17 protein-coding genes and 1 tRNA gene are annotated in these 20,428 nt (G+C 70.9%); 8 read left to right on the forward strand and 10 right to left on the reverse strand.

All coding sequences use genetic code 11. The features are described from left to right. The first annotated feature begins 340 nt into the window (after positions 1–340). Entirely contained in the window at positions 341–1,093 is a 753-nt protein-coding gene (locus MCHT01_RS22135; RefSeq protein WP_067068843.1) for an N-acyl amino acid synthase FeeM domain-containing protein, read from the forward strand. Between the two features lie 21 nt (positions 1,094–1,114). On the opposite strand, the gene egtD is transcribed toward MCHT01_RS22135, so the two are convergent. After that, positions 1,115–2,035, reverse strand: a complete 921-nt coding sequence (gene egtD, locus MCHT01_RS22140; protein WP_067068846.1) for an L-histidine N(alpha)-methyltransferase — start codon at positions 2,033–2,035, stop codon at positions 1,115–1,117. Further along, positions 2,032–3,552: an ergothioneine biosynthesis protein EgtB gene (gene egtB, locus MCHT01_RS22145; RefSeq protein WP_439956181.1), complete on the reverse strand. Its 1,521-nt coding sequence runs from the start codon at positions 3,550–3,552 to the stop codon at positions 2,032–2,034. The genes egtD and egtB overlap by 4 nt, the downstream gene beginning before the upstream one ends. A gap of 169 nt (positions 3,553–3,721) precedes the next feature. Between egtB and MCHT01_RS22150 the strand changes: the two genes are divergently transcribed. Beyond that, positions 3,722–4,564 (forward strand): helix-turn-helix transcriptional regulator, encoded by an 843-nt coding sequence (locus MCHT01_RS22150; protein WP_169806192.1) that lies wholly within the window; start codon positions 3,722–3,724, stop codon positions 4,562–4,564. Here MCHT01_RS22150 and MCHT01_RS22155 read toward each other — a convergent pair. Then, positions 4,536–4,937: a VanZ family protein gene (locus tag MCHT01_RS22155; RefSeq protein WP_067068854.1), complete on the reverse strand. Its 402-nt coding sequence runs from the start codon at positions 4,935–4,937 to the stop codon at positions 4,536–4,538. The two genes, MCHT01_RS22150 and MCHT01_RS22155, sit on opposite strands and share 29 nt — an antisense overlap. 174 nt (positions 4,938–5,111) lie before the next feature. Further along, positions 5,112–5,897, reverse strand: coding sequence for a siderophore-interacting protein (locus tag MCHT01_RS22160; protein ID WP_084453217.1), 786 nt, complete (start codon positions 5,895–5,897; stop codon positions 5,112–5,114). 57 nt (positions 5,898–5,954) lie between these two features. Here MCHT01_RS22160 and MCHT01_RS22165 point away from each other — a divergent pair, with 57 nt between their 5' ends. Then, positions 5,955–6,410, forward strand: coding sequence for a MarR family winged helix-turn-helix transcriptional regulator (locus tag MCHT01_RS22165; protein WP_067068857.1), 456 nt, complete (start codon positions 5,955–5,957; stop codon positions 6,408–6,410). 76 nt (positions 6,411–6,486) lie between these two features. Further along, a tRNA-Thr gene (locus MCHT01_RS22170) sits at positions 6,487–6,562 on the forward strand. A gap of 58 nt (positions 6,563–6,620) precedes the next feature. On the opposite strand, the gene MCHT01_RS22175 is transcribed toward MCHT01_RS22170, so the two are convergent. After that, positions 6,621–7,469: a hypothetical protein gene (locus MCHT01_RS22175; RefSeq protein WP_067068860.1), complete on the reverse strand. Its 849-nt coding sequence runs from the start codon at positions 7,467–7,469 to the stop codon at positions 6,621–6,623. 218 nt (positions 7,470–7,687) lie between these two features. On the opposite strand from MCHT01_RS22175, the gene MCHT01_RS22180 reads away from it, so the two are divergent. Further along, a complete protein-coding gene (locus MCHT01_RS22180) occupies positions 7,688–9,526 on the forward strand; it encodes a S8 family serine peptidase (protein ID WP_169806193.1) in 1,839 nt (612 codons plus the stop codon). A 14-nt stretch (positions 9,527–9,540) separates the two neighbouring features. On the opposite strand, the gene MCHT01_RS22185 is transcribed toward MCHT01_RS22180, so the two are convergent. From MCHT01_RS22185 to MCHT01_RS22200, 4 genes are read right to left on the reverse strand one after another with little or no spacing between them, the layout of a single operon-like run. Then, positions 9,541–10,713, reverse strand: a complete 1,173-nt coding sequence (locus tag MCHT01_RS22185; RefSeq protein ID WP_067068998.1) for an NAD(P)/FAD-dependent oxidoreductase — start codon at positions 10,711–10,713, stop codon at positions 9,541–9,543. A 17-nt stretch (positions 10,714–10,730) separates the two neighbouring features. Continuing rightward, a complete protein-coding gene (locus MCHT01_RS22190; RefSeq protein ID WP_067068865.1) occupies positions 10,731–12,194 on the reverse strand; it encodes a M81 family metallopeptidase in 1,464 nt (487 codons plus the stop codon). Positions 12,195–12,225: 31 nt separating this feature from the next. Then, positions 12,226–14,022 carry a serine hydrolase domain-containing protein gene (locus tag MCHT01_RS22195; protein WP_067068867.1) on the reverse strand — a complete coding sequence of 599 codons (1,797 nt, stop codon included), beginning with the start codon at positions 14,020–14,022 and terminating at the stop codon, positions 12,226–12,228. Positions 14,023–14,036: 14 nt separating this feature from the next. Next, a complete protein-coding gene (locus MCHT01_RS22200) occupies positions 14,037–15,527 on the reverse strand; it encodes an MFS transporter (RefSeq protein ID WP_169806194.1) in 1,491 nt (496 codons plus the stop codon). Between MCHT01_RS22200 and MCHT01_RS26920 the strand changes: the two genes are divergently transcribed. Further along, positions 15,502–15,738, forward strand: coding sequence for a hypothetical protein (locus tag MCHT01_RS26920; RefSeq protein ID WP_067068873.1), 237 nt, complete (start codon positions 15,502–15,504; stop codon positions 15,736–15,738). The genes MCHT01_RS22200 and MCHT01_RS26920 overlap by 26 nt on opposite strands. Positions 15,739–15,832: 94 nt before the next feature. Here the strand turns inward: MCHT01_RS26920 and MCHT01_RS22210 are convergent, their stop codons facing one another. Beyond that, the gene (locus tag MCHT01_RS22210) at positions 15,833–18,178 is read right to left on the reverse strand and encodes a TonB-dependent receptor (protein ID WP_067068876.1); all 2,346 of its coding nucleotides are present in this window, start codon (positions 18,176–18,178) and stop codon (positions 15,833–15,835) included. 141 nt (positions 18,179–18,319) lie between these two features. Here MCHT01_RS22210 and MCHT01_RS22215 point away from each other — a divergent pair, with 141 nt between their 5' ends. Continuing rightward, positions 18,320–19,087 (forward strand): helix-turn-helix domain-containing protein, encoded by a 768-nt coding sequence (locus tag MCHT01_RS22215; RefSeq protein WP_067068879.1) that lies wholly within the window; start codon positions 18,320–18,322, stop codon positions 19,085–19,087. Beyond that, positions 19,084–20,427 carry an alanine racemase gene (locus tag MCHT01_RS22220; RefSeq protein WP_148661668.1) on the forward strand — a complete coding sequence of 448 codons (1,344 nt, stop codon included), beginning with the start codon at positions 19,084–19,086 and terminating at the stop codon, positions 20,425–20,427. The genes MCHT01_RS22215 and MCHT01_RS22220 overlap by 4 nt, the downstream gene beginning before the upstream one ends. Position 20,428: the final 1 nt, after the last annotated feature.

A 20,428-nucleotide genomic window follows, 5' to 3' on the forward strand; every position in this document is an offset into this window, starting at 1 on the left:
ACAGGGCATTCCCATGTCCCCTGAATCCGCTATTTGAACTTAATACACCCAGTTACACCTGCTACAAAACCGGCGGTGAGAAATCTCGGGAATCTCTCGCTGGTTTGGGCTTCCGCGAACTGCCGCGTGGTGTTGCGAGCGATATCTCGTGCATGCCCGCGATGTAACGGAGTTCCCTCAAATGCGGGGTTCCGGGCCCTTGGGGGATTGACCAGCCCCTGAACCCAGTACAGACCCGTAAGACCAAAGTCGCATTTGTTATCTATCGTACGGGCCGGAAGTAATTACTTTGAGTGGGCCATAGACTCGCCCCTGATAACGAAGCAGTCTGGAGTTGGGAATGAGCGACGAAGCGCATCTGTCGGATATCGAACTGGAAGCCCCTGCCGGCCCCGTGCAGGCGTTCCAGTCGATTCATGCCGACATTCCGTTTGTCCGCTCCGACTCCGTCCACCTCGTTTCCCGCGACACCGAGTTCGGCCGCATCGAGATCCGCGCGCTGATGGAGCAGACCAGCAGCGACCTGCTCGAGCGCCGCTACGCGTCACGGGGTTACAAGCTGAGCCGCTCGGCCGACGTGACCTTGGGCGCGTACTGGGACGGCAAGCTGGTGTCGACGCTGGGGCTGCGCCGTGACGGCGGCAGCCTGGCGGCCGACCAGAGCTTCCCGGAAGAGATGGCGGCGATGCGCCGCCAAGGCTGGCAGCTGTGCGAGTTCACCCGCCTGGCCGCCGATCCGGACGGCCCGTCCAAACTGGTGCTCGCCAGCCTGTTCCACCTGGCCTATCTGCATGCGATGCACTACTGGGGGGTGGAGTTCCTCGTCATCGAGGTCAATCCGCGCCACAAGGGCTTCTACCGCCGCATGCTGGACTTCCAGCCGCACGGCGAGCAGCGCCTGCATCGCAGCGTCGGCGCGCCGGCGGTGCTGATGAGCCTGTCGCTGGCCTACGGCTCGACGCAGGTCGCCAAGCATGGCGGCTCGCTGAACGAGGACGGCCGCTCGCGCACCCTGTTCCCCTACTTCTTCTCGCCCCAGGACGAGCCCGAGCTGCTGCGCAAGCTCGCGGACGTCTACGGCTACGACGCCTGACGGCGTCCTCCCCGCACCGCCTCAGCCGCCCGCCTCCAGCCAGTGGAGGCTGAACCAGCCGCGCTCGTCGGTCCAATGCGCGGCCGGCGTGAAGCCCGCCTGACGCGCCAGATCCTGGAAGCTCGCCACGCTGTACTTGTAGGAGTTCTCGGTGTGCAGGCTCTTGCCCGGCGCGAGCGTGTACTGCCGACCCTGCAGCTGCAGCAGCTGCGGTCCGCGCGGCAGCAGGTGCATCTCGATGCGGTGCAGGCGCGGCTCGTAGAACGCGTAATGGTCGAAGCCGCTCGCGTCGCATTCCAGACCCAGCTCGCGCTGCGCATGACGCAGCAGGTTCAGGTTGAAGCGCGCCGTCACGCCCTGCGCGTCGTTGTAGGCCGCGTGCAGCAGCGCCGGGTCCTTGATCAGGTCGACCCCGATCAGCAGCGCGCCGCCGTCGAGTTCGTCGCGCAGCAGCTTCAGGAAGTCCAGCGCCTGCGCCGGGTCGAAGTTGCCGATGCTCGAGCCCGGGAAGAAGCCGATGCGGCGGCCGTCCGTGGGCGGATCCGGCAGCACATGCATGCGGGTGAAGTCCGCGACCACCGGCAGGATGCGCAGCGCGGGATGTTCCGCCTGCAGCGATTCGCAGGCCGCGAGCAGATGCGGGCCGGAGATGTCCACCGGCACGAAGCTGTGCGGCCGCTCGGCGCGTTCCAGCAGCAGGCGCACCTTCACCAGCGCGCCGGCGCCGTACTCGATCAGCTGCGCGTCACGGCCCATGCGGCGCGCGAAGTCCGGTGCGTGCCGGCGCAGCAGCGCCAGTTCGGTGCGGGTGGGGTAGTACTCGGGCAGTTCGCAGATCCGCTCGAAGAGCGCGGAGCCCTCGGCGTCGTAGAAGTACTTGGGGGAGATCTCGTGCACCGGGCCGGCGAGCGCCGCGTGCAGGTCTTCGGCGAAGGAACTCATGCGTGGGTCTCCGCGCGCGGGCGCGCATCACGGGCCAGTCGCAGCCCGCTGAACTGCCAGCGCGCCGCCGGCGGGAAGAAATTGCGGTAGGTCGGGCGCGTGTGGCCGGGCGGCGTCGCGAGGCTGCCGCCGCGCAGCACCAGCTGGCCGACCATGAACTTGCCGTTGTATTCCGAGGCCGCGCCTTCCAGCGGGCGGAAGCCGGGATAGGGGTGGTAGGCCGAGCGTGTCCACTGCCAGACCTGATCGTCCAGCTGCGCCATGCCGGGCAGGGCCGCGGCGGCTTCCCACTCGTGCTCCGAGGGCAGGCGCGCGCCGGCCCATTCGGCATAGGCGGCCGCCTCGTAGAAGCTGAGCTGCATCACCGGCGCCCCAGGGTCCAGGGCCTGCACGCCGTGCAGGCCGAAGACCGACCAGCCCGTGGGGCCTCGCGCGCCCTGGGCGTTCTCGGCGTTCTCGGCGTCGCCCGGATCCGCGCCGTCCTCCGGCGCGATCCAGTAGGGCGGGGCGCGCCAGTCCTGCGCCTGCACCGTGGCCCAGCCATCGGACAGCCACCATCGCGGCTCGCGGTAGCCCCCGGCATCGATGAAACGCAGGAACTCGCCGCAAGTCACCAGGCGGCTGGCGATCTCGAAGGGTTCCAGCCAGGTGCGGTGGCGCGGGCCCTCGTTGTCGAAGGCAAAACCCGCCCCCGGGACGGGGCCCGGCGATCCCGCCGAAGCCGATCCGGACGACGACCCGGGCCCCGTGCCCGTCCCCCGATCGCGGCCCTCGGCGTCGTGGCCGATGTCGACGAGGCCTCCCGCATGCGGAATCCACTCGGCGCGCGACTCGGCGAAGCGCGGTGGCTCGCCCGCCCGCATCGCCGGCCGCCAGGGGTGGCAGGACAGCAGATGCAGCGCGTCCGTCAGCAGCAGCTCCTGGTGCTGCTGCTCGTGGTTGAGACCGAGCTCCAGCGTCGGCGCGATCGAGGCCCATTGCGCCTCGCTGGCGCGCGCGATCAACGCGTGGACCTGCTCGTCGACATGGCGACGGTAGGCGCGCACCTCGTCGAGCGAGGGCCGCGTCAGCAGGCCGCGCCGCGGACGCGGGTGGCGCGGGCCCAGGCCTTCGTAGTACGAGTTGAAGAGGACGTGATAGCTCTCGTCGAGCGGGCGGTAGCCGGCCAAGAAGGGCCGCAGCAGCAGCGCCTCGAAGAACCAGCTGGTATGGGCCTGATGCCATTTGGCCGGACTCGCGTCGGGCATGGACTGCGCGGCCTGGTCCTCGGCGGACAGGGGTTCGGCCAGCGTCAAGGTGTGACGCCGGACCGCATCGAAACGGCGCGCGAGATCGCGCCGGTCGAGCGGCAGATCGTGATCCGACATGCAAGCAACTCCTGCGGATCCGGGGGAGGCGGATCGCTGCTGAACGGTAGCCGATTTGACCGGGCCGTGCCCGTCGCGGGCCGCTCGCCGCGCGCTGGAACGCCGGCTCAGCTGCCAGCCGATGTCAGGTAGGGCAAGGCGGGTACCCATGTCGCGGGGCCGCTCCTCGACGGACTCGGCTGCGGGGAGAGGCGACGGAGGACCCGCCTCCGGCCGAGTTCGGGTGAAGAGGCGTATCAGGCGTCGCGATTCGTTCATCGCGCCGTCATCGCGGACCGGCAGGCTGCGGGCGACCCGGCTCACGCATCGTCCCATGTCCATGACGCAGCCCTTTCCGACGCCATTGCCCCCCGACCGCTTCGACCGCGCCGAGCGTGTCGCCGAGGGCGGCGACGCGTTGCCGCTGGCCTGGCTGCAGGAGCGCGTGCTCGGCGAGCGCCTGCTGGAGGCGATGTGGAGCGCGCGCCAGCCCGCCACGCCGGCGCAGTTCTTCGTCTGGAGCCAGAGCCGGCTGCAGCCGCTGCTGCCGCATCGCCTGCTGGTCTGCGCGACCGACGTGCCGCCGTCGCCGCGCCTGCAGGCACAGCTCTTCCACCTGAAGCCCATCGGCACCACGCTGCAGGCGCAGCTGGAGACGCCGGACCATGGGCTGTGGTTGCACCTGATCCGTCGCTGGGGCGAGGGCCGCCGGCCGGTGCGCCTCGATGTCGCCAGCGAGGCGCCGTTCGCGCTCTTCCAGCCGCTGCTCGAGGCGGGCCTGCGCACGCTGGCCCTGCACGGCATCGCGGGCGACGGGGACCGACCGCAGAGCCTGTTCCTGCTCGGCGGCGACGACTGGGACGAAGAGCAGATGCAGCGCTTCGAGCTGATGACGCCGTCGCTGCACGCGGCCTGGCGCCGCTCGCGGCTGCAGCAGCGGGGTCAGGCCTTGCCGCGCCGCATCGGCATGCTGGTGACGCCGCGGGAACAGCAGATCGTGGAAGGCCTGCGCGCGGGCCTGAGCAACGAGGGCATCGCGATCCAGCTGGGCATCAGCATGTTCACGGTGAAGAACCACGTGCGCAAGATCCTGCGCAAGCTGGGCGCCAACAACCGCGCCCAGGCGGTCGCGATCGCGATGGCGCGGCGCGAGTTCAGCGAGCCGGATCCGACGGCACCTTGAGGCGCCCGGCCAGGCGGATGATCACGGCGTGCAGCGCGACGCCGATGAAGGCGCCGACCATGTCGGCGGCGACGTCGCGCACGTCGGCGTCCCGGCCGGGGATCTGGGACTGCACCAGCTCGATCAGGATGCCGTAGGCGAGCATCGCCAGCAGCACGATCCAGACGCGGCGCCGGCCCGTGCGCAGGCTCTGCATCGCCACGACGGTGAGCGTGGCGAAGGCGGCGAAGTGATTGGCCTTGTCCCAGCCCAGATCGGCCGCCGGTGGTGGATTCGGGGAGAACGCGAGCCAGCTCACGACGCCGATCAGCACCAGGAACAGCAGGCGCCAGGCGGCGCGCCAGCGCGGGTCATGCAGGACAGCAGCGATCACGTGAGCCCGCCTCCGGTCCGGGCGGGGCGCAGTGTGCCACGGGGACCGTGATCGACGCGTGAGCCCTTCGGACCGACGCCGGCGGCAGTGCCACGCGCCGCGCCGATCAACGCCGGTTCAGCGCCGGCTCGATGCGGGCTCGAGGCGGGCGCAGGGCCTCGACACGCCGAGCGCTCATTCGAGGTTCTCGTGGTGGCTGCTCGCGCCGCGCTTCCAGTAGGCGGCGGCGCGGATGGCGTGGCGGTCGTGGCCCTTCTCGTCGACCAGGATGCGACGCAGCTCGGCCATCGCGGCGGCCTCGCCGGCGCACCAGGCATAGCCCTCGCCACCGGGCAAGGTCAGCGCGCGCGCCGCCTCCAGCAGCGCGGCCGGTCCGTCGACCCAGCGCAGGTCCAGCGAGGCCCGGCTTGGCAGCGCGCGGCGGTCGTTCTCGGGCACGTCCAGCAGCACGATCGCGCGCGTGCCGGCAGGCAACTCCTCGAGCCGCCGCGCGATGGCGGGCAGGGCGGTCTCGTCGCCGGCGAGCAGGTGCCAGTCGAAATCGGTCGGGATGACGAAGGAGCCGCGCGGTCCCGCGACGGTCAGCGTCTGGCCGGGTCGCGCGCCGGCGGCCCAGGCCGCGGCGGGGCCGTCGCCGTGCTGCGCGAACTCGAGCACCAGCTCGCGCGCCGCGTTGTCGTAGCGGCGAGGGGTGTAGTCGCGCATCACCGGTGTCTCGCCGCTGGCGTCGAAGATCAGCTTCACGTGATCGTCGAAGGAGGCGCTGATGAAGTCGGACAGCGAGTCGCCGCCCAGCGTCACGCGGCGGAAGTTGGGCGTCACGTCGTCGACCGCGAGCACGGAGAGCTCGCGACGCTTGATCTCGTGGCGGACGCGCTGCACGCGGCTATCGGCCGGTGCGGGGGTGGCGGTGTCCAGGGATGCGCGGGTGGGGGCGTTGTCGGGGGTGTCGGTCGTCATTGCCGGGTTGCTTCTCTTCGTTGACAATGTCCACCATCTTGCGGAGAACGATTGACAATGTCAACCAACACCACCGGCCGTAGGGGCAAGGACGACGACGTGCTGGAGCTGATCCACACGGTGATGCATCAGTACCGGGCCCGGCAATACCGCTTCCTGCGCGACAGTCCCAGCGACATCACGCACATGGAGGGGAAGGTGCTGGGGTTCTTCGACCGGCATCCCGGCGGCACGCAGAGCGACCTGGCGCAGCACAGCGGTCGGGACAAGGCGCAGCTGGCGCGCCTGATCAAGGGCCTGCGGGACAAGGGCCTGCTGGACGCGGAGACCGATGAGGTCGATCGCCGTCAGGTGCGGCTGCGGCTGAGCGAGGCTGGCGAGGCGGTGCAGCGCGAGCTCAAGCGCCAGGCACGGCAGCTGTCCGCGCACGCGGTGACGGGGCTGAGCGCGGCGGAGCATCAGCAGCTGATGGCGCTGCTCAAGCGCGTGCAGGCGAACCTGGGCGAGGAGTGAGACGAAAAAATCTCCCGGAAGCTTGTCGACCCCGAAAAGTTCGCCTATACTCTTAGACTCTGTTGTTCGCGACAGCGCCGATGTAGCTCAGTTGGTAGAGCAGCGCATTCGTAATGCGAAGGTCGGGAGTTCGACTCTCTTCATCGGCACCAATCTGAAAAGCCGCTTGGGTTCTCCCAAGCGGCTTTTTCTTTGCTCGAGTGGCCTTGTTCAAGTCGGACGGCACAGCGCGATCGCGCTGCTGTAGGCGGCGAGCGCGGCCACCACTTCCTTGCGCCGCAACTTGATCACCTCCGCCGAGGGCTGCGCGACGATGCCGTTGCGGGACAGCAAGCCGTGCACGTTGTTCACGGCCGCGTTGTCCGGTGTACCGACATTGTTGGCGCCGGCCGTGCCGGAGTCCTTCGCGGTCTTGTACTTGTCGACCAAGGTGGTCAGTTCCTCCTTCGAGGGGGTGCCCAGCCGCACGGACTTGAGCTCCGCCTGCAGATTCGGGAGCACGGTCTGCTCCATGAAGTGCAGGGTCTGTCGAGGGACCGCGTTGTAGAGCGCGTCCAGGTCCTTGGGGTCCGCCGTCAAGCCGGCGTTGACCCTGGCCTTCTCGTCATCGTCGAAGAGCGCGAGGTACTCGGCGCGATCCGGGATGGGCTGCAGCGACTCGATCATGCAGGTCATCTGCGCCGACGCCTTCTGGAACGCCATGGCCTGATCGGCCGTCTGGTAGTGGGAGCTGAACAGTTCGGATCCCGCGGCCGCGCCCGCGCCGACGTTGCGCACCCGGCGCCAGCCGTCCGAGGCGCCGCGCGACAGTTGCACCGCCCCCGCCGTCAGCAGCAGGGTGCCGTAGAAGAGCACCTCCTTGGCCACGATGCCCTGGACCACCCGATCGCGCGTGGCTTCCTGAAGCTGGTCCGACCATCCCTGGGCGATCTTCTTGGCATCGTCCACGGACACCGCGGCCGGCATGGCCGCGCCCTTGGCCAGTTCCGCGCGGTCGTACTTCTTCTCGATCGGCCAGACCGAGCATCCGCCCAGCGACGCGACGCACAGGAGAACCACGGCTCGTTGCGTGAGCGATGACGGGTGCATGCATTCCCTCCGACTTGGTTGTTCTGACCCGTCATTGGCCCCGCTCGCGCGGCCCTCGTCATCCTCAAGCTTGACGACCGGCACGAGCCGGACACCGGGCGGATCCGCAGTCTTGGGGATGCGACCCCATGCGCCCGGGCCTCCAATGCGGCTCCATCGCACCGTGCGTGCGGCAACCAGGAGTCGACATGACGACCGATGCAAGGACGGGCGGGTACGCGAGACCGCTGGCCGCGGCGATGCTCTGGTCCTGCGCCATGACGGCGGCGGCGCAGTCGTCGCAGGACATCGCGGACAAGACCAAGCCGCAGATCGCCGCGCTCCAGGCCGAGACGGCGAACCGCAATCCGGCGCAGCAGAAGATGTCCTCGCACCTGCTGGATGCGCTCAAGGCGTCGTCGACCGGCGCGGTGTCGGCCAACGCGCCGATGATGAAGGCAGGCCCGTTGACCCGCACGGACGAAGGCGTGCTGATCGACATCAACGCGAAGGTGTCGGACGACCTGCTGGGCGAGATCGCCCGCCTGGGCGGCAAAGTCAAGAGCGAGCATGCGGAGTTCGACGCGGTACGGGCCTCGATGCCGCTCGAGAGCATCGAGCAGCTCGCCGCGCGCGAGGACGTCCGGCAGATCCTGCCCGCCGTGCGGGCACGCAAGAACGCGATCGCCGCCGTGGAAGGGCGCATTGCCCACGGGGTCGAGGGTTTCCAGAAGGACATCGCGGCGTTCGGCGAGGGCATCCGGGTCGGCGTGCTGTCCGACAGCATCGATGACGGCTATGGCGCACTGCGCAACGCCATCGATCGGGGCACCATCGACGCGGCGCTGCTGTCCACGCTGCCGGAGCAGGAAGGCGAGGGCGAGGGCGAAGGTCTGGCGATGGCGGAGATCGTGCACGCGCTGGCGCCGAAGGCGCAGATCGTCTTCGCGACGGGCTACGGCGGACCGGCGCAGATGGCCGCCAACATCCTGGCCCTGGCGGATCAGGGATGCCAGGTCATCGTGGACGACCTCACCTACTACAACGAGAGTCCGTTCCAGGACGGACCGATCTCGATCGCGGTCCGTCGGGTGACGGCGCGCGGGGTTCTGTACTTCTCCTCCGCGCGCAACTCCGGCAACAAGCCGCTGGGGACCTCCGGCACCTGGGAGGGGGACTTCTCCGATGGCGGGCCGGCCCTGGGCGGCTTGCAGGGGCCGGGCGCGCCAGGACGGCTGCACGTCTTCGATCAGGCGAAACGGGCCACGCTGAACACCGTCGACAAGGCCACGCAGGCCGACCGGGTCGATCTGTTCTGGTCCGATCCGCTGGGCGCGTCCAGGAGCCAGTACAACCTGTTCGTGGTCAACAACAAGGGGCAGGTCGTGCGTTCGTCGACGACCACCCAGAGCGGCACCCAGGACCCGTACCAGTCGGTGGAAGGCATCCGCCCGGGCGAGAGCATCGTCATCGTGAAGGCGGGCGACGCGCAGGCGCGCTTTCTCCACCTGGACACCGGCCGCGCGGTGCTGCGGTTCGGCACGGGCGGCAACGTGCGTGGCCACAATGCCAGCGTCGCGGATCTGGCCTTCTCCGTGGCCGCCATCCGTGTCCCGTCCCCGCTCGCCTCGTTCTCCGGACAGGGGAAGTACGTGGTCGAGCAGTTCAGCTCGGATGGGCCGCGTCGCATGTTCTACGAGAGCGACGGCACGCCCATCACCCCCGGGAACCTGTCGGCGAGCGGCGGCCGCGTCTATCAGAAGCCGGACATCGCCGCGGCCAACGGTGTCACGACGAGCCTGCCCGCCGGCGGCGGCCTGAACCCCTTCTTCGGCACGTCGGCCGCGGCGCCGCATGCGGCGGGGATCGCCGCCGTGCTGCTGTCCTGCTCGACCCGGCCGAGTCCCCAACAGGTCAAGGCCGCTCTGCTTCGATCGACCATCCCGATCGGCGCGCCGCAGCCCAGCGACGTGTCCGGCTACGGCATCGTGATGGCGAGCGACGTCGCCGTCCCGCCGCTGTGCCGCCAGCAGTTGGCGGCGGAGTGACCCGGCGTCACCGTTCAGCCCATCTCCGCCGTCGACGTCCTCGCCCGCCAGCGCGCGGGCGTCAATGCCTCCGCCTTCAGGCCTTGGGCGGCGATGTCCTCCGGCACCGCCAACCCCCGCGCCAGTGCCGCCGTGAGGCGTGCCATCGCGGGCGCCGTCTGGATGCCGTAGCCGCCCTGGCCGACCAGCCAGAAAAAGCCCGGCGCGTCCGCGTCGTAGCCCACCACCGGCGTCTTGTCCGCGACGAAGCTGCGCAGCCCCGCCCAGCGTCCGCGCAGCTTGCGCACCTGCGCGCCGGTGGCCTGCTCGAAGCGGTCCACCGCGACGGCGATGTCGAACTCGTCCGGCTGCGCGTCGCAGGGCGCGGACGGGGTCTCGTCGGCGGGGGAGAGCAGCAGCAATCCCGCATCCGGCTTGAAGTAGAACTGCTCGCCCACATGGATGGCCGCCGGCCAGCCGTGCGCCGGCAGCTCGCGCGGCACCTCGATCAGCACGGCCGTGCGCCGCTTCGGCACCAGGCCCACGCCGGGCACGCCGGCCAGCGCGGCGAGCTCGTCGCCCCAGGCGCCGGCCGCGTTGATCAGCACCGGCGCGCTCAGGCGCTGCGTGCCTTCCCCCTGTCCCTCGCCGAGCGTGATGCGCCAGTCCGGCCCGACCCGATCGATGCGATGCACCGCGCGTCCGAAGCAGGACGTGACCCCGTGATGTCGCGCCAGGGCCGCATAGCCGAGCAGCAGCCCCGACACGTCGATGTCCGCCGAGCCCGTCTCCAGCAGCGCGCCTTCCAGGTAGCCCTCGCGGAAGACGGGGGCCTTGTCGAGCGCCTGCGCCGCGGTCAGCCGACGTAGACCGCTGGAGGCGCCGAGCGCCGCCGCCAGCGCGTCCAGCTCCTGGGCTTCGTCCGGACCGGCGAAGTACATGGTCTCGCGCGGGCTCACCAGCGGATAGGCGGCGAAGCCGGCGGGCGGCTCGAAGTAGAAGCCGCGGCTGGCGCGCGTGAGCGCGCGGATCGCGGCGTTGCCGTAGAGCTCGCTGTAGAGCGCCGCGGAGCGGCCGGTGGCGTGGTAGCCGGGCTGCGACTCGCGCTCGACGAGCGCGACCCGCGCGTGGCGCGACAGCTCGGCGGCGGCGGAGAGCCCCGCCATGCCGCCGCCCACGACGATGAAATCGAAGGACTGGTCCTGCATGTGATGCGCCATCCCCTTCACAGCCAGCCGTGCGGATCGGCCACGCGAGGCCAGTACTGCCGATCACGCACCTGGTACGGGATGTTGGCGATGTCCGAGGTCAGCGCGCCCGGCGAGGCCACATAGATCACCTCCTTCGCGATCGGCGCGAACTCGGCGTGGAAGTGCTGCGTCGACTTGACCACCACCAACTTCTTCGCCGACAGGTCGATGCCCAGCCCGGTGAAGGCGTCGGTCCCGAAGACCTGCGAGCGCACGCTCGCCAGCACGAGGTCGATGCCGTTCTCCGCCTGCACCCAGACCGACGCGCCCAGCGGCGCGCGCGCCCCCATGGCGCTCTGCGAGTGCTGTTCCAGCACCGCCTTGACGGTGACGCGCAGGTCCACCGGATCACCGGAGCTCGGGCCGCACTTGCCGCCGAGACGCAGGTCCACGCGCGCGCCCACGCCGCTGTCCTTGCAGATCTGGATCGCGCCCAGGTCCCAGAAGGCGGCCAGCGCCACGTCGCCGATGCCGCGTTCCAGGATGCGGCGCAGCAGGAAGGTGCTGTCGCCCGGCGCGCCGCCGCCCGGGTTGTCGGCGCCGTCGCCCAGCACCACCGGCCCGCCCGTCACCGCCAGCGCGCGATCGAGCGCCTCGTCGATGCCGACCACCGGCGCGCCGGTCAGGTCGCGCAGCTCCCAGAACTCGCGGCCGAGCTGCTCGGCCAGGCGCTGGGCCCGGGGCAGGTCGTTGTCGGTGATGACCCAGAGCTTGGCGCCGGACTCGGGCACGTCGCCCCACGGGAAGCCGTGCCCCAGCGACACCGACAGCACGCCGTCCTTGCCCTCCAGCGACTGCATGCGCGCGACGAAGGACTGCATCGGCTCGCGCGTCGTGTGCCACAGGCCGACCATGCGGCAGTCGAAGACCGCGGTCGTGGGCTGGATGCGGCCCGCCACGCAATCCTTCAGCAGCGCCCAGACCTCCTGCGCGCGCTCCTTGCCGTCGATGTGCGGGTACTCCTTGAAGCAGATCAGCACGTCGGCGGAGCGCCGCATCAGCTCGGTGAAGTGGCAGTGCAGGTCCAGCTCCACGCCGATGGGCACGTCCGGTCCGACGATCTCGCGGATGCGGGCGATGACGTCGCCCTCGCAGTCGTCATAGCCGTCGGCGGCCATCGCGCCGTGCAGCAGCAGCTGGACCGCGTCCAGCGGCATCGCGTCGCGCACGTCCTGCAGCAGCGCGTCGCGCAGCTCCTCGTAGACCGCGCGCACCGTGCGGCCGGCCGGCTGCGAGAAGGCGCACAGGCTCTCGGCCACCTCGTGGCCGTCGCGCTCGATCATCTGGCGCAGGAACAGCATGAACTCGCCGGACCCCTCGGGCGCGACCGTGGTCGCGTCGCCGAAGTGGATGCCGTACTCCTCGAAGGCACCGCGGCCGGTGGGGAAGGCCGCGAAGGTGTTGGTCTCGGTGGCGAACTGGGCGATCAGGACTTTCATCGGAGGTCTCCTCGTGGGGCGGTCCGTGGGGTCAGGCGTCGACGCGGTCGAAGGCCATGTGCCGGGTGCGCGTGGTGTCGACCTCGAAGCCGACGACGCGGCCGTCGCGGCGGCGCACCGACATCAGGCCGGTCAGCGGCAGCAGCGGGTTGGTGGCCTTCCAGCCGAAGACGTCGGCGGAGAAGGCCTCCAGCGCCAGCTCGTTGCCGCCGAAGCGGCCGTCGATGCGCAGCAGCAGTCGGCGCTCGCCGTCCTTGCTGTCCTTGGCGTCCTGGCCTGCCGTGCGCTCGACCGGCTCGAAGAGGATCTCGGCCTGGGCATCGCCCAGATCGCCCGCCAGGTAACGGCCGACCAGCGCGGCACCCACGTCCCGCAGCGACGGCGCCTGCTCGGGCAGCAGCTCGAAGCGCTCGGCGTTGCCGGCCTCGCTGAGCGTGAGCGAGGCGGGCGCGGTGCCCTCGGTGGCCAGGTCAGCGGTCTTGAGCGTCAGCGGGCCGACGGCCACGTCCTCGAAGGCCAGCAGCAGCTCGTCGCCGACCTCTCGCAGCGGCAGGCCCTGCGAGTGCAGCACGCTGATCTGCAGCTTGCCCTCGGTCTCGACGAAGCCGAAGGAGAAGCCCGAGGCCGGCGCGTGGTAGCGACGGCCGATCATGGGCTTGAAGCGCTCGGCCTGGGGCGGGACGCGGGCCGGCGCCAGCACGGCCGTGCCGTCCTCGCCCAGCAGGGTGTCGATGACCTTGTAGGCGGCCTCGGTGGGCGCCATCGCGCCGCCGTTGTTGATGATGATGATGTCCAGCTGATGCGCCGGGACGGTGATCATCTGGCAGCTGCCGCCGACGACGCCGCCCGCATGGTGGATGACCTCCACGCCGCGGTAGTCGTGCTTCATCAGGCCCAGGCCGTAGGGATTGACCGTGCCGTTGTTGAGCCGGGTCATCGTCAGCATCTGCGCCCAGGAGGCGGCCGATCCCACGGTCTTTCGCTCGGCGCGCAGATGCTCGAGCCAGCGCAGCATGTCGTCGATGGTGGAGATGATGGCGCCCTCGCCACGGACCTCCTCGGTGGGGAAGATGCCGCGCCGGAACTTGCCGTCACCCAGCGGAATGTGCAGCGCGGCGGTGTGCGGATGGACCTCGAAGTCGCTCGGGACCGAGGCGCTGTCCACCATGCCGATCGGGTCGAAGATGCGCTGCTTGAGGAAGGTCTCCAGCGGCATGCCGGCCATGCGATCCACCACGATGGACAGCAGGTGGTAGCCGCCGTTGTTGTAGATCATCCGCTCGCCGGGCGGGAAGTTGATGCCGCGCTGCAGGCACAAGGTCTTCAGGCCTTCGCCCTTGGGACGGATGGCGTTGCCGTCGGCCAGGAAGGCCACGTCCAGATAGCAGCGGCCGCCGCCGGTGTGCGTCATCAGCTGGCGCAGCGTGGGATCGGGCAGCGAGGCCGGCAGCTCGGGGACATAGCGGCGGATGCCGGCGTCCACGTCGAGCTTGCCGTCCTCGGCCAGCAGCAGCACGGCCAGGCAGGTGAAGTGCTTGCTGGTCGAGCCGATGCGCATGCGCGTGCCGGGCCCGTTGGCGACCATGGACTCGACGCTCGCCAGGCCGAAGCCGCGGCGGTAGATCGGGCGGCCCTGCTGCGCGATGCCGACCACGAGGCCGGGCGCGTCGCCGCGGTTCAGGGACTGGAACACCTCGTCCAGGCGCTGGGTCGCGGTCTTCGGCGCGGTCTCGGGCGCGGCGCTCCTGGCGTCGGCGGCCGGGGCGGTGGAGAGGGCCTCGGCGGCGGTGGTCGAGGGGGTCGAGGCGGGGGCTTTGAGGTCGGACATGGTGAGGCCGTTCTTCAAGGGTGGTGGGGTGAGGGGGTGTCGGTCGGCGTGGGCGCATGCGCGTCCAGTTCGGCGACCGTGCGGACGAAATGAGGTTCGGACCAGCGGGTGAGGACGGCGCCCACGGCCATGCTGGTCGCGGCGACGAGGGCCACCGACAGCGCGAGCGCGCCGGCATGCGCGCTCAGCGCGTCGGAGACCAGGCCCACCAGCACCGGGCTGGCGGCGCTGAGCAGCGTGACCACCACGGTGCCCAGCGCGATGACGCGCGAGCGCAGCGCCGGTGGGGAGATGTCCTGGAGGATGGTCGGCGCGACGACGGTTCCCGCGATCAGGCAGACGACCTGCGCGCCGAAGAGCAGGTAGACCTGCAGCGCGCTGGCGGCCCAGGGCAGGGCGACGCAGACCAGCGCGGCCAGGCCGGTGCCGACGCCGAGCACCCGCACCGGGGTGGCGGGGCCGGTGCGCGGGCGCAGCAGCTTCACGGCGAAGGCGCCCAGCAGCGCGCCGGCCAGCGTGCCGATCATGTAGGCCGCGCCGAAGCCCTGGCCGACGTCCTGCGCGGTCGCGCCGAACTTGCGCGTGACCAGCACCGGCGCCCAGGCGCCCAGGGCCTGGATGCCGAGACTGCCCAGGCCGGCGCCGCCGAAGATGCCGAAGGCGGTGCGGGCGTGGGCGCGGAAGTAGTCGCGCAGCGTGGTGATCGGCGCGGCGCTGGTCGGCGCCGGCGATGAGCCCGCCGCGGACGACGTGCCGCCCGACGTGACCGCGCCGGATGCGGTGGGCGCGACGGATACGGCGGACGTGGAGGAGCCGGAGGAGTGGGAGAAGCCAGGGCCGGCGCCGGGGTCAGGGGTCGCCACCGGCATCGAGCTTGTCGGCGTCACCGTCACCGTCGCCGGCGGTCGGATGCGGATCGCGACGACCGCCAGCGCCATCAGTGGGCCGGGGACGGCCACCGCGAAGAAGGCCAGGCGCCAGGCCTCGAGTCCGGCCATCGATGCCGGCAGCAGGGGCCGCAGGTCGGCGATGGCGCCGATCATCGCGCCGCTCACGCTGATGCCCAGTCCCGCGCCAAGGATGGACGCGAGCGCGAAGATGCCGTTGGCCAGCACGCGGCGCGAAGGCGGGACGATGTCCGGAATCATCCCGTAGACGACGGGCGCGAGACCGGCCTCGCCGATGCCCAGGCCGATCGCGGCGATGAACAGCGCGGGGAAGTCCCCCGCCAGGCCACAGGCGGCGGTGGCGGCGGTCCACAGCAGCACGCAGCCGGCCAGCACCGGCTTGCGGCCGTGCCGATCGGCCAGGCCGCCCAGCGGCACGGCGGCCAGCCCGGCGAAGAGCGCGATGCCCACGCCTTGCAGCAGCCCGAGCTTGGTGTCGGACAGGCTCAGCGACTGCCGGATGGGCTCGGCCAGCAGCACCAGGATCTGGCGGTCGATCGCGGCCAGCACCGAGGTCGCCACCAGCACGGCGATGCCATACCAGGCGAGCAGCCACACGCGCAACGGCTCGCGTGACAGCGCTGAATGCGACGCCGACGCCGACGCCGACGCGGAAGCCACCGGCGCAGCCGCTGCCGCCGTCGACGACGATGCCGACGACGACGACGACGACGACGACGACGACGACGATGCCGATGCCGATGCCGATGCCGATGCCGATGCCGATGCCGGTGACGCCGCGTGTGAAGCTGAAGCGTGGCTCGCGTGAGGAGGGGGCGTGCCACCGGAGGGTGGCGGCATCGCGGACGTGGCCGGGCCGGTGCCGGAGATGCCGAGATCGGGAAGGGCGCTCATGCGGGACCTCAGAAGCTGGCGCTCAGCGTGGCGCCGAGGGTGCGCGGCTGCGCGACGGACACCATGGCATTGCCGCCCAGCGGCAGGAAGGCCGGGTAGACCGAGAGCTGCGCGCGCCGGTCGAAGACGTTGCGGGCGTAGAGCGCCAGGCTGTAGCGGCCGAACTCGATGCCGGCCTGCAGGTCGGTCAGCGTGTAGGCCGGCATCCTGTACGACACCAGCTGCCTGCTGCCGGGGATGCCGGCGTCGCGCTCGCCGACGTGGCGCACCGACAGGCCGGCATAGGCGGGATGGCCGGCCAGCTCGAAGTTGCGCTGCGCCTGCACGGCCATCGACAGTCGCGGCGTGCGGGGCAGGCGGTCGCCGGACTTGGCGTCCAGGCCGGGGGCGTCCTGGGTCAGCTTGGCATCGTTGTACGAGGCGCTGGCCGAGAGGCTCCACAGCGGCGTGGGCTTGAAGCTCAGGGAGGCCTCGGCGCCGCGGATACGGGCCTTGCCGGAGTTGACGACCACCGACACGCCGTTGACCGAGCTGGCCTGCTGGATGTCCTTCCAGTCGACGTTGAAGATGGCGGCCTCCAGCTGCAGGCTGCGGTCCAGCAGCGAGGACTTCAGGCCCAGCTCGGTGCTGACCAGCTCGTCCGGGCGGAAGCTGGGCGGCGCGAGCGGATCGCCGGTGTTGATGTCGCGCAGCACCGCGTTGGGGCCGCCGGGCCGATAGCCGCTGGCGACGCGGACGTAGACGTTGCTGGTCTTGTCCAGCGCGTACAGACCGGTGAGCAGGTAGGTGCGGCTGGTGTCCTTGGAGGCGGCGTCGATGGAAGCGTCGCCGCCGGCGAGCAGGCCGGAGCTCTGCTGCACATAGGTCTGCCGGTTGCGGGCCACCCGCAGACCGCCGGTCAGCGAGAAGCCGCCGCCGAACTTCCAGGTCGCGTCGCCGAAGACCGCGTCCTCGCGGTAGCTGCTGGGGATGTCGATGTAGGCCAGCCGCGGCCCGGCGGCGCCCCCCACGAAGGATTCGGCGTACTGCGTCTGACGGCCGCGCTCGCGGTCGATGTAGAGCCCGACCAGCCATTCGAAGCGCGGATCCGCCGCCGAGGTCAGCCGCAGCTCCTGCGAGTTGCGGTTCAGGTTCAGCGGGATGCGCACGTCCACCGCGTCGAGGTGGATGCCGAACTGGCCCAGCAGCGGGACGTAGGCGGTGCTGGCGTCGATCTGGTTCTCGGAGCGCAGGCGTTGGTAGGAGCTGATCGCCTCCAGCCGCGCCCAGCCGAAGTCGTAGTCCACCTCGGCCGAGAACAGGTCGGTGCGTTGGCGGTACGCCTCGGACAGCGCGCGCTGATGGCGCAAGTCGCCGTAGACCGGTTGCGAGGTGGCCGCCGCGTAGTCGACGAAGTCGCGCCCGTCGCGCTCGACCTTCTGCGTCGTGGCGGTGAAGCGCAGGCTGAGCTTGCGGGTCGGCGTCACCAGCGCGGAGATCCGCGCGCCGCTGGACTGGCCGCGGTCGGTGTCCTTGCCCGGCAGCGGACCGACGGCCTCGATGTGGCCCGGTACCTGGTCGCGATAGGCGGCGACGCGGATGGCGGCCACGTCCTCCTTCAGCGGCACGTTGAGGACGCCGGCGATCGTGTTGCCGGTGCCGCCCTTGGCGGTGGTGCTCGCGCCCAGCGAGACCTTGCCGGACAGCTCGGTGGTGTCGGGCGTGTGGGTCACGTACTTGATCAGGCCGCCGACCGAGGACGCGCCGTAGAGCGTGCCCTGCGGTCCCCGCAGCACCTCGACGTGATGCAGGTCCAGCAGCCCCATGTCCAGGAACATGCCGTTGCCGCCGGCGCTGGCGCCGTTCGCGCCGGTCTGCACCTCGTCGACGTAGACGCCGACGGTGGCGGAGACGTCGACCCCGGTGGTCACGCCGCGCAGGTTGATGCCGCCCACGCCGGCACCGCCGTTGCTGCCGATGCTCACACCCGGCTCGTTGGCGAGGAAGTCCCCCAGCGCCTTGGCGCCGCGCTTCTCCAGGCCCTCGGCGCTGATGACGCTGACCTGCATGGGCACGTCGCGGGCCGGCTCGCGGCGGCGGCTGGCGCTGATGGTGACGACGTCCAGCACCTGGGGCGTCGGACGGGCGCTCGGGGGGCGGGCGGTCGCGTCCTTGTCCGCGTCGGCACCGGCCACCGCGGCCTCAGGGGCGGCGGCCGCGGTGGCGGCGGGTGCCGGCGCGGGGCCCTGCGGCGCTTGCTGGGCCCGGACCGCGGGGAAGGCCGCCAGCAGGGCGACGGCCAGCGGCAGCAGGGCGGGGAGGCCGCGTCGGGACGCGGCGGCGGGACAGCAAAGAAGCGCAGGACCAGTGTTCACGGACTTTCCTTGTCGTTCGATGTTTTTCCATATTAGAGAAAAAAGACGAATGAGAGAAAAATTTCCGATAAGGAAAAACACCAGGGGCTGGAAGTCACGGAAGGGGTCGACGGCGGTCGGCGCGTGGCTATATTTCCGGCCATGAACGCAACCGCCCATGACGACGCCGGCCCGACGCCGGGTGAGGTGATCCGCACGCTGCGCAAGCGGCGCGAGATGACGCTGAGCGACGTGAGCCAGCGCACGGGGCTGGCGGTGTCGACGATCTCGAAGCTGGAGAAGGGGCAGGCCTCGCTGTCCTACGACAAGCTGGTGCTGCTGGCCAAGGCGCTGGAGGTGGACATCTCGGAGCTGCTGGAGGCCAGTCCCGCGGCGGCGCTGCCGGGCGTGGCGCTGAGCGGCCGGCGCATCGTCCATCGCGCCGGCGAGGGCCAGGTGGTGGAGACCGCCAGCTACCGCCAGACCTACCTGGCGACGGAGCTGCTCAACAAGAAGCTGGTGCCCATCATCGCGGAGCTGCGGGCGCGCACGCTGGACGAGTTCCTCGCCGAGTTCGGGGGCCTGATCCGGCACTCGGGCGAGGAGTTCGTCTACGTCCTGGACGGGGAGGTGGAGTTCCACACCGACCTGTACGCGCCGGTGCGGCTGAAGCAGGGCGACTCGATGTATTTCGACAGCACCATGGGCCATGCCTACCTGAAGGGCTCGAACGCGACCTGCCGGGTGATGGCGATCTGCTCGGGCCGCGGGGCGGCGGACCAGATGCTGGAGACCTTCGTCGGCGCCTCGGTGCGGCAGTCCGCAGTGGCGCGCGCCACGGTCGCGGCGCAGGCGGCGACGGTCAAGCCGGCCGGCAAGGGCAAGGGCGCCACGGCGCCGACGACACGCAAGACGAAGGGCACACGATGAGCACGAAGGACGGCGCCGCGGTGCGCCTCGCACTCGACGCGATCGAGGAGGCGCCGCTGGCCAGCACGCTGAAGGGGCTGCCGGCGGGGGCCGAGGGCCGACCGCTGCGGGCGCTGGGCGCGATGGGCCTGTCGGTCCTGGCGGGCGACCTGCCGCTGCCGGTGGCGGTGCTGAAGGATTCTGCGCTGACGCACAACGCGCGCTGGATGCGCGGCTTCACCGAGCGCGCGGGCGTGAGCCTGGCGCCGCACGGCAAGACGACGATGGCGCCGCAGCTGTTCCAGCGCCAGTTCGACGAAGGCGCCTGGGGCATGACCGCGGCCACGGCCTCGCATGTGCGCAGCTATCGCCGCTTCGGCGTGCCGCGGGTGCTGCTCGCGAATCAGCTGCTCGGCGCGGCCGATCTGGAGCTGGTGTTCCGCGAGCTCGAGGCCGACGAGGACTTCGACTTCTACGCGCTGGTGGACTCGGCGGCGGGCCTGGACCTGCTGCGCCGCGCGGTCGCGGCGCGCGGACTGAAGCGGCCGCTGCAGGTGCTGCTCGAGGTCGGCACGCCGGGGGGGCGCACGGGCGTCCGCAGCGTCGAGGAGGGACTGGCGCTCGGTCGCCTGATCCGTGCGGCGGCACCGGCGATCGCGCTGCGCGGTGTCGAGGCCTTCGAGGGCGTCTACAGCGGCGATGACACGGCGCGTGTCGAGCTGGGCGCGCTCACGATGGTGGAGACGGTGGCGGCGCTGGCCCGCGCGGGCTGCGCGGAGGACTGGTTCGCGCCGGGCGAGGTCCTGCTGACGGCGGGCGGCTCGGCGCTGTTCGACATCGCGGCCCGGACCTTGGCGGCGGTCGATGCCGGCGGCAGCGGCCACCGCTTGCGCGTGGTGCTGCGCAGCGGCTGCTACCTGTCCCACGACAGCCTGCAGTACGAGCGCATGCAGGACCGCTTGCGACAGCGCGCGGGGGCGGTGTGGGGCGAGGGCCCCGGGCTGCGCAACGCGATCGAGGTCTGGGCGCAGGTGCAGTCCGTGCCCGAGCCCGGCCGCGCGATCTGCACGGCCGGCAAGCGGGACCTGAGCTACGACGCCTGCCTGCCGCAGCCGCTGTGGTGGTACCGCGCGGGGCAGCACGAGGCGCCACGGATGGCGCCTGCGGACTGGGCGGTGACCAAGCTCAACGACCAGCATGCCTTCGTCGACGCGCAGGGCGACGGGGCGCTGCCGCTGCAGGTCGGCGACCTGATCGCCTTCGGCGTCGGCCACCCGTGCACGACCTTCGACAAGTGGCCGCTGCTGTACCTCGTCGACGACGCCTACCGAGTGACGGGCGGCGTCAGGACCTTCTTCTGAG

The organism is Mitsuaria chitosanitabida ATCC BAA-476 = NBRC 102408 (assembly GCF_001598255.1).
Lineage (GTDB): Bacteria > Pseudomonadota > Gammaproteobacteria > Burkholderiales > Burkholderiaceae_C > Roseateles > Roseateles chitosanitabidus.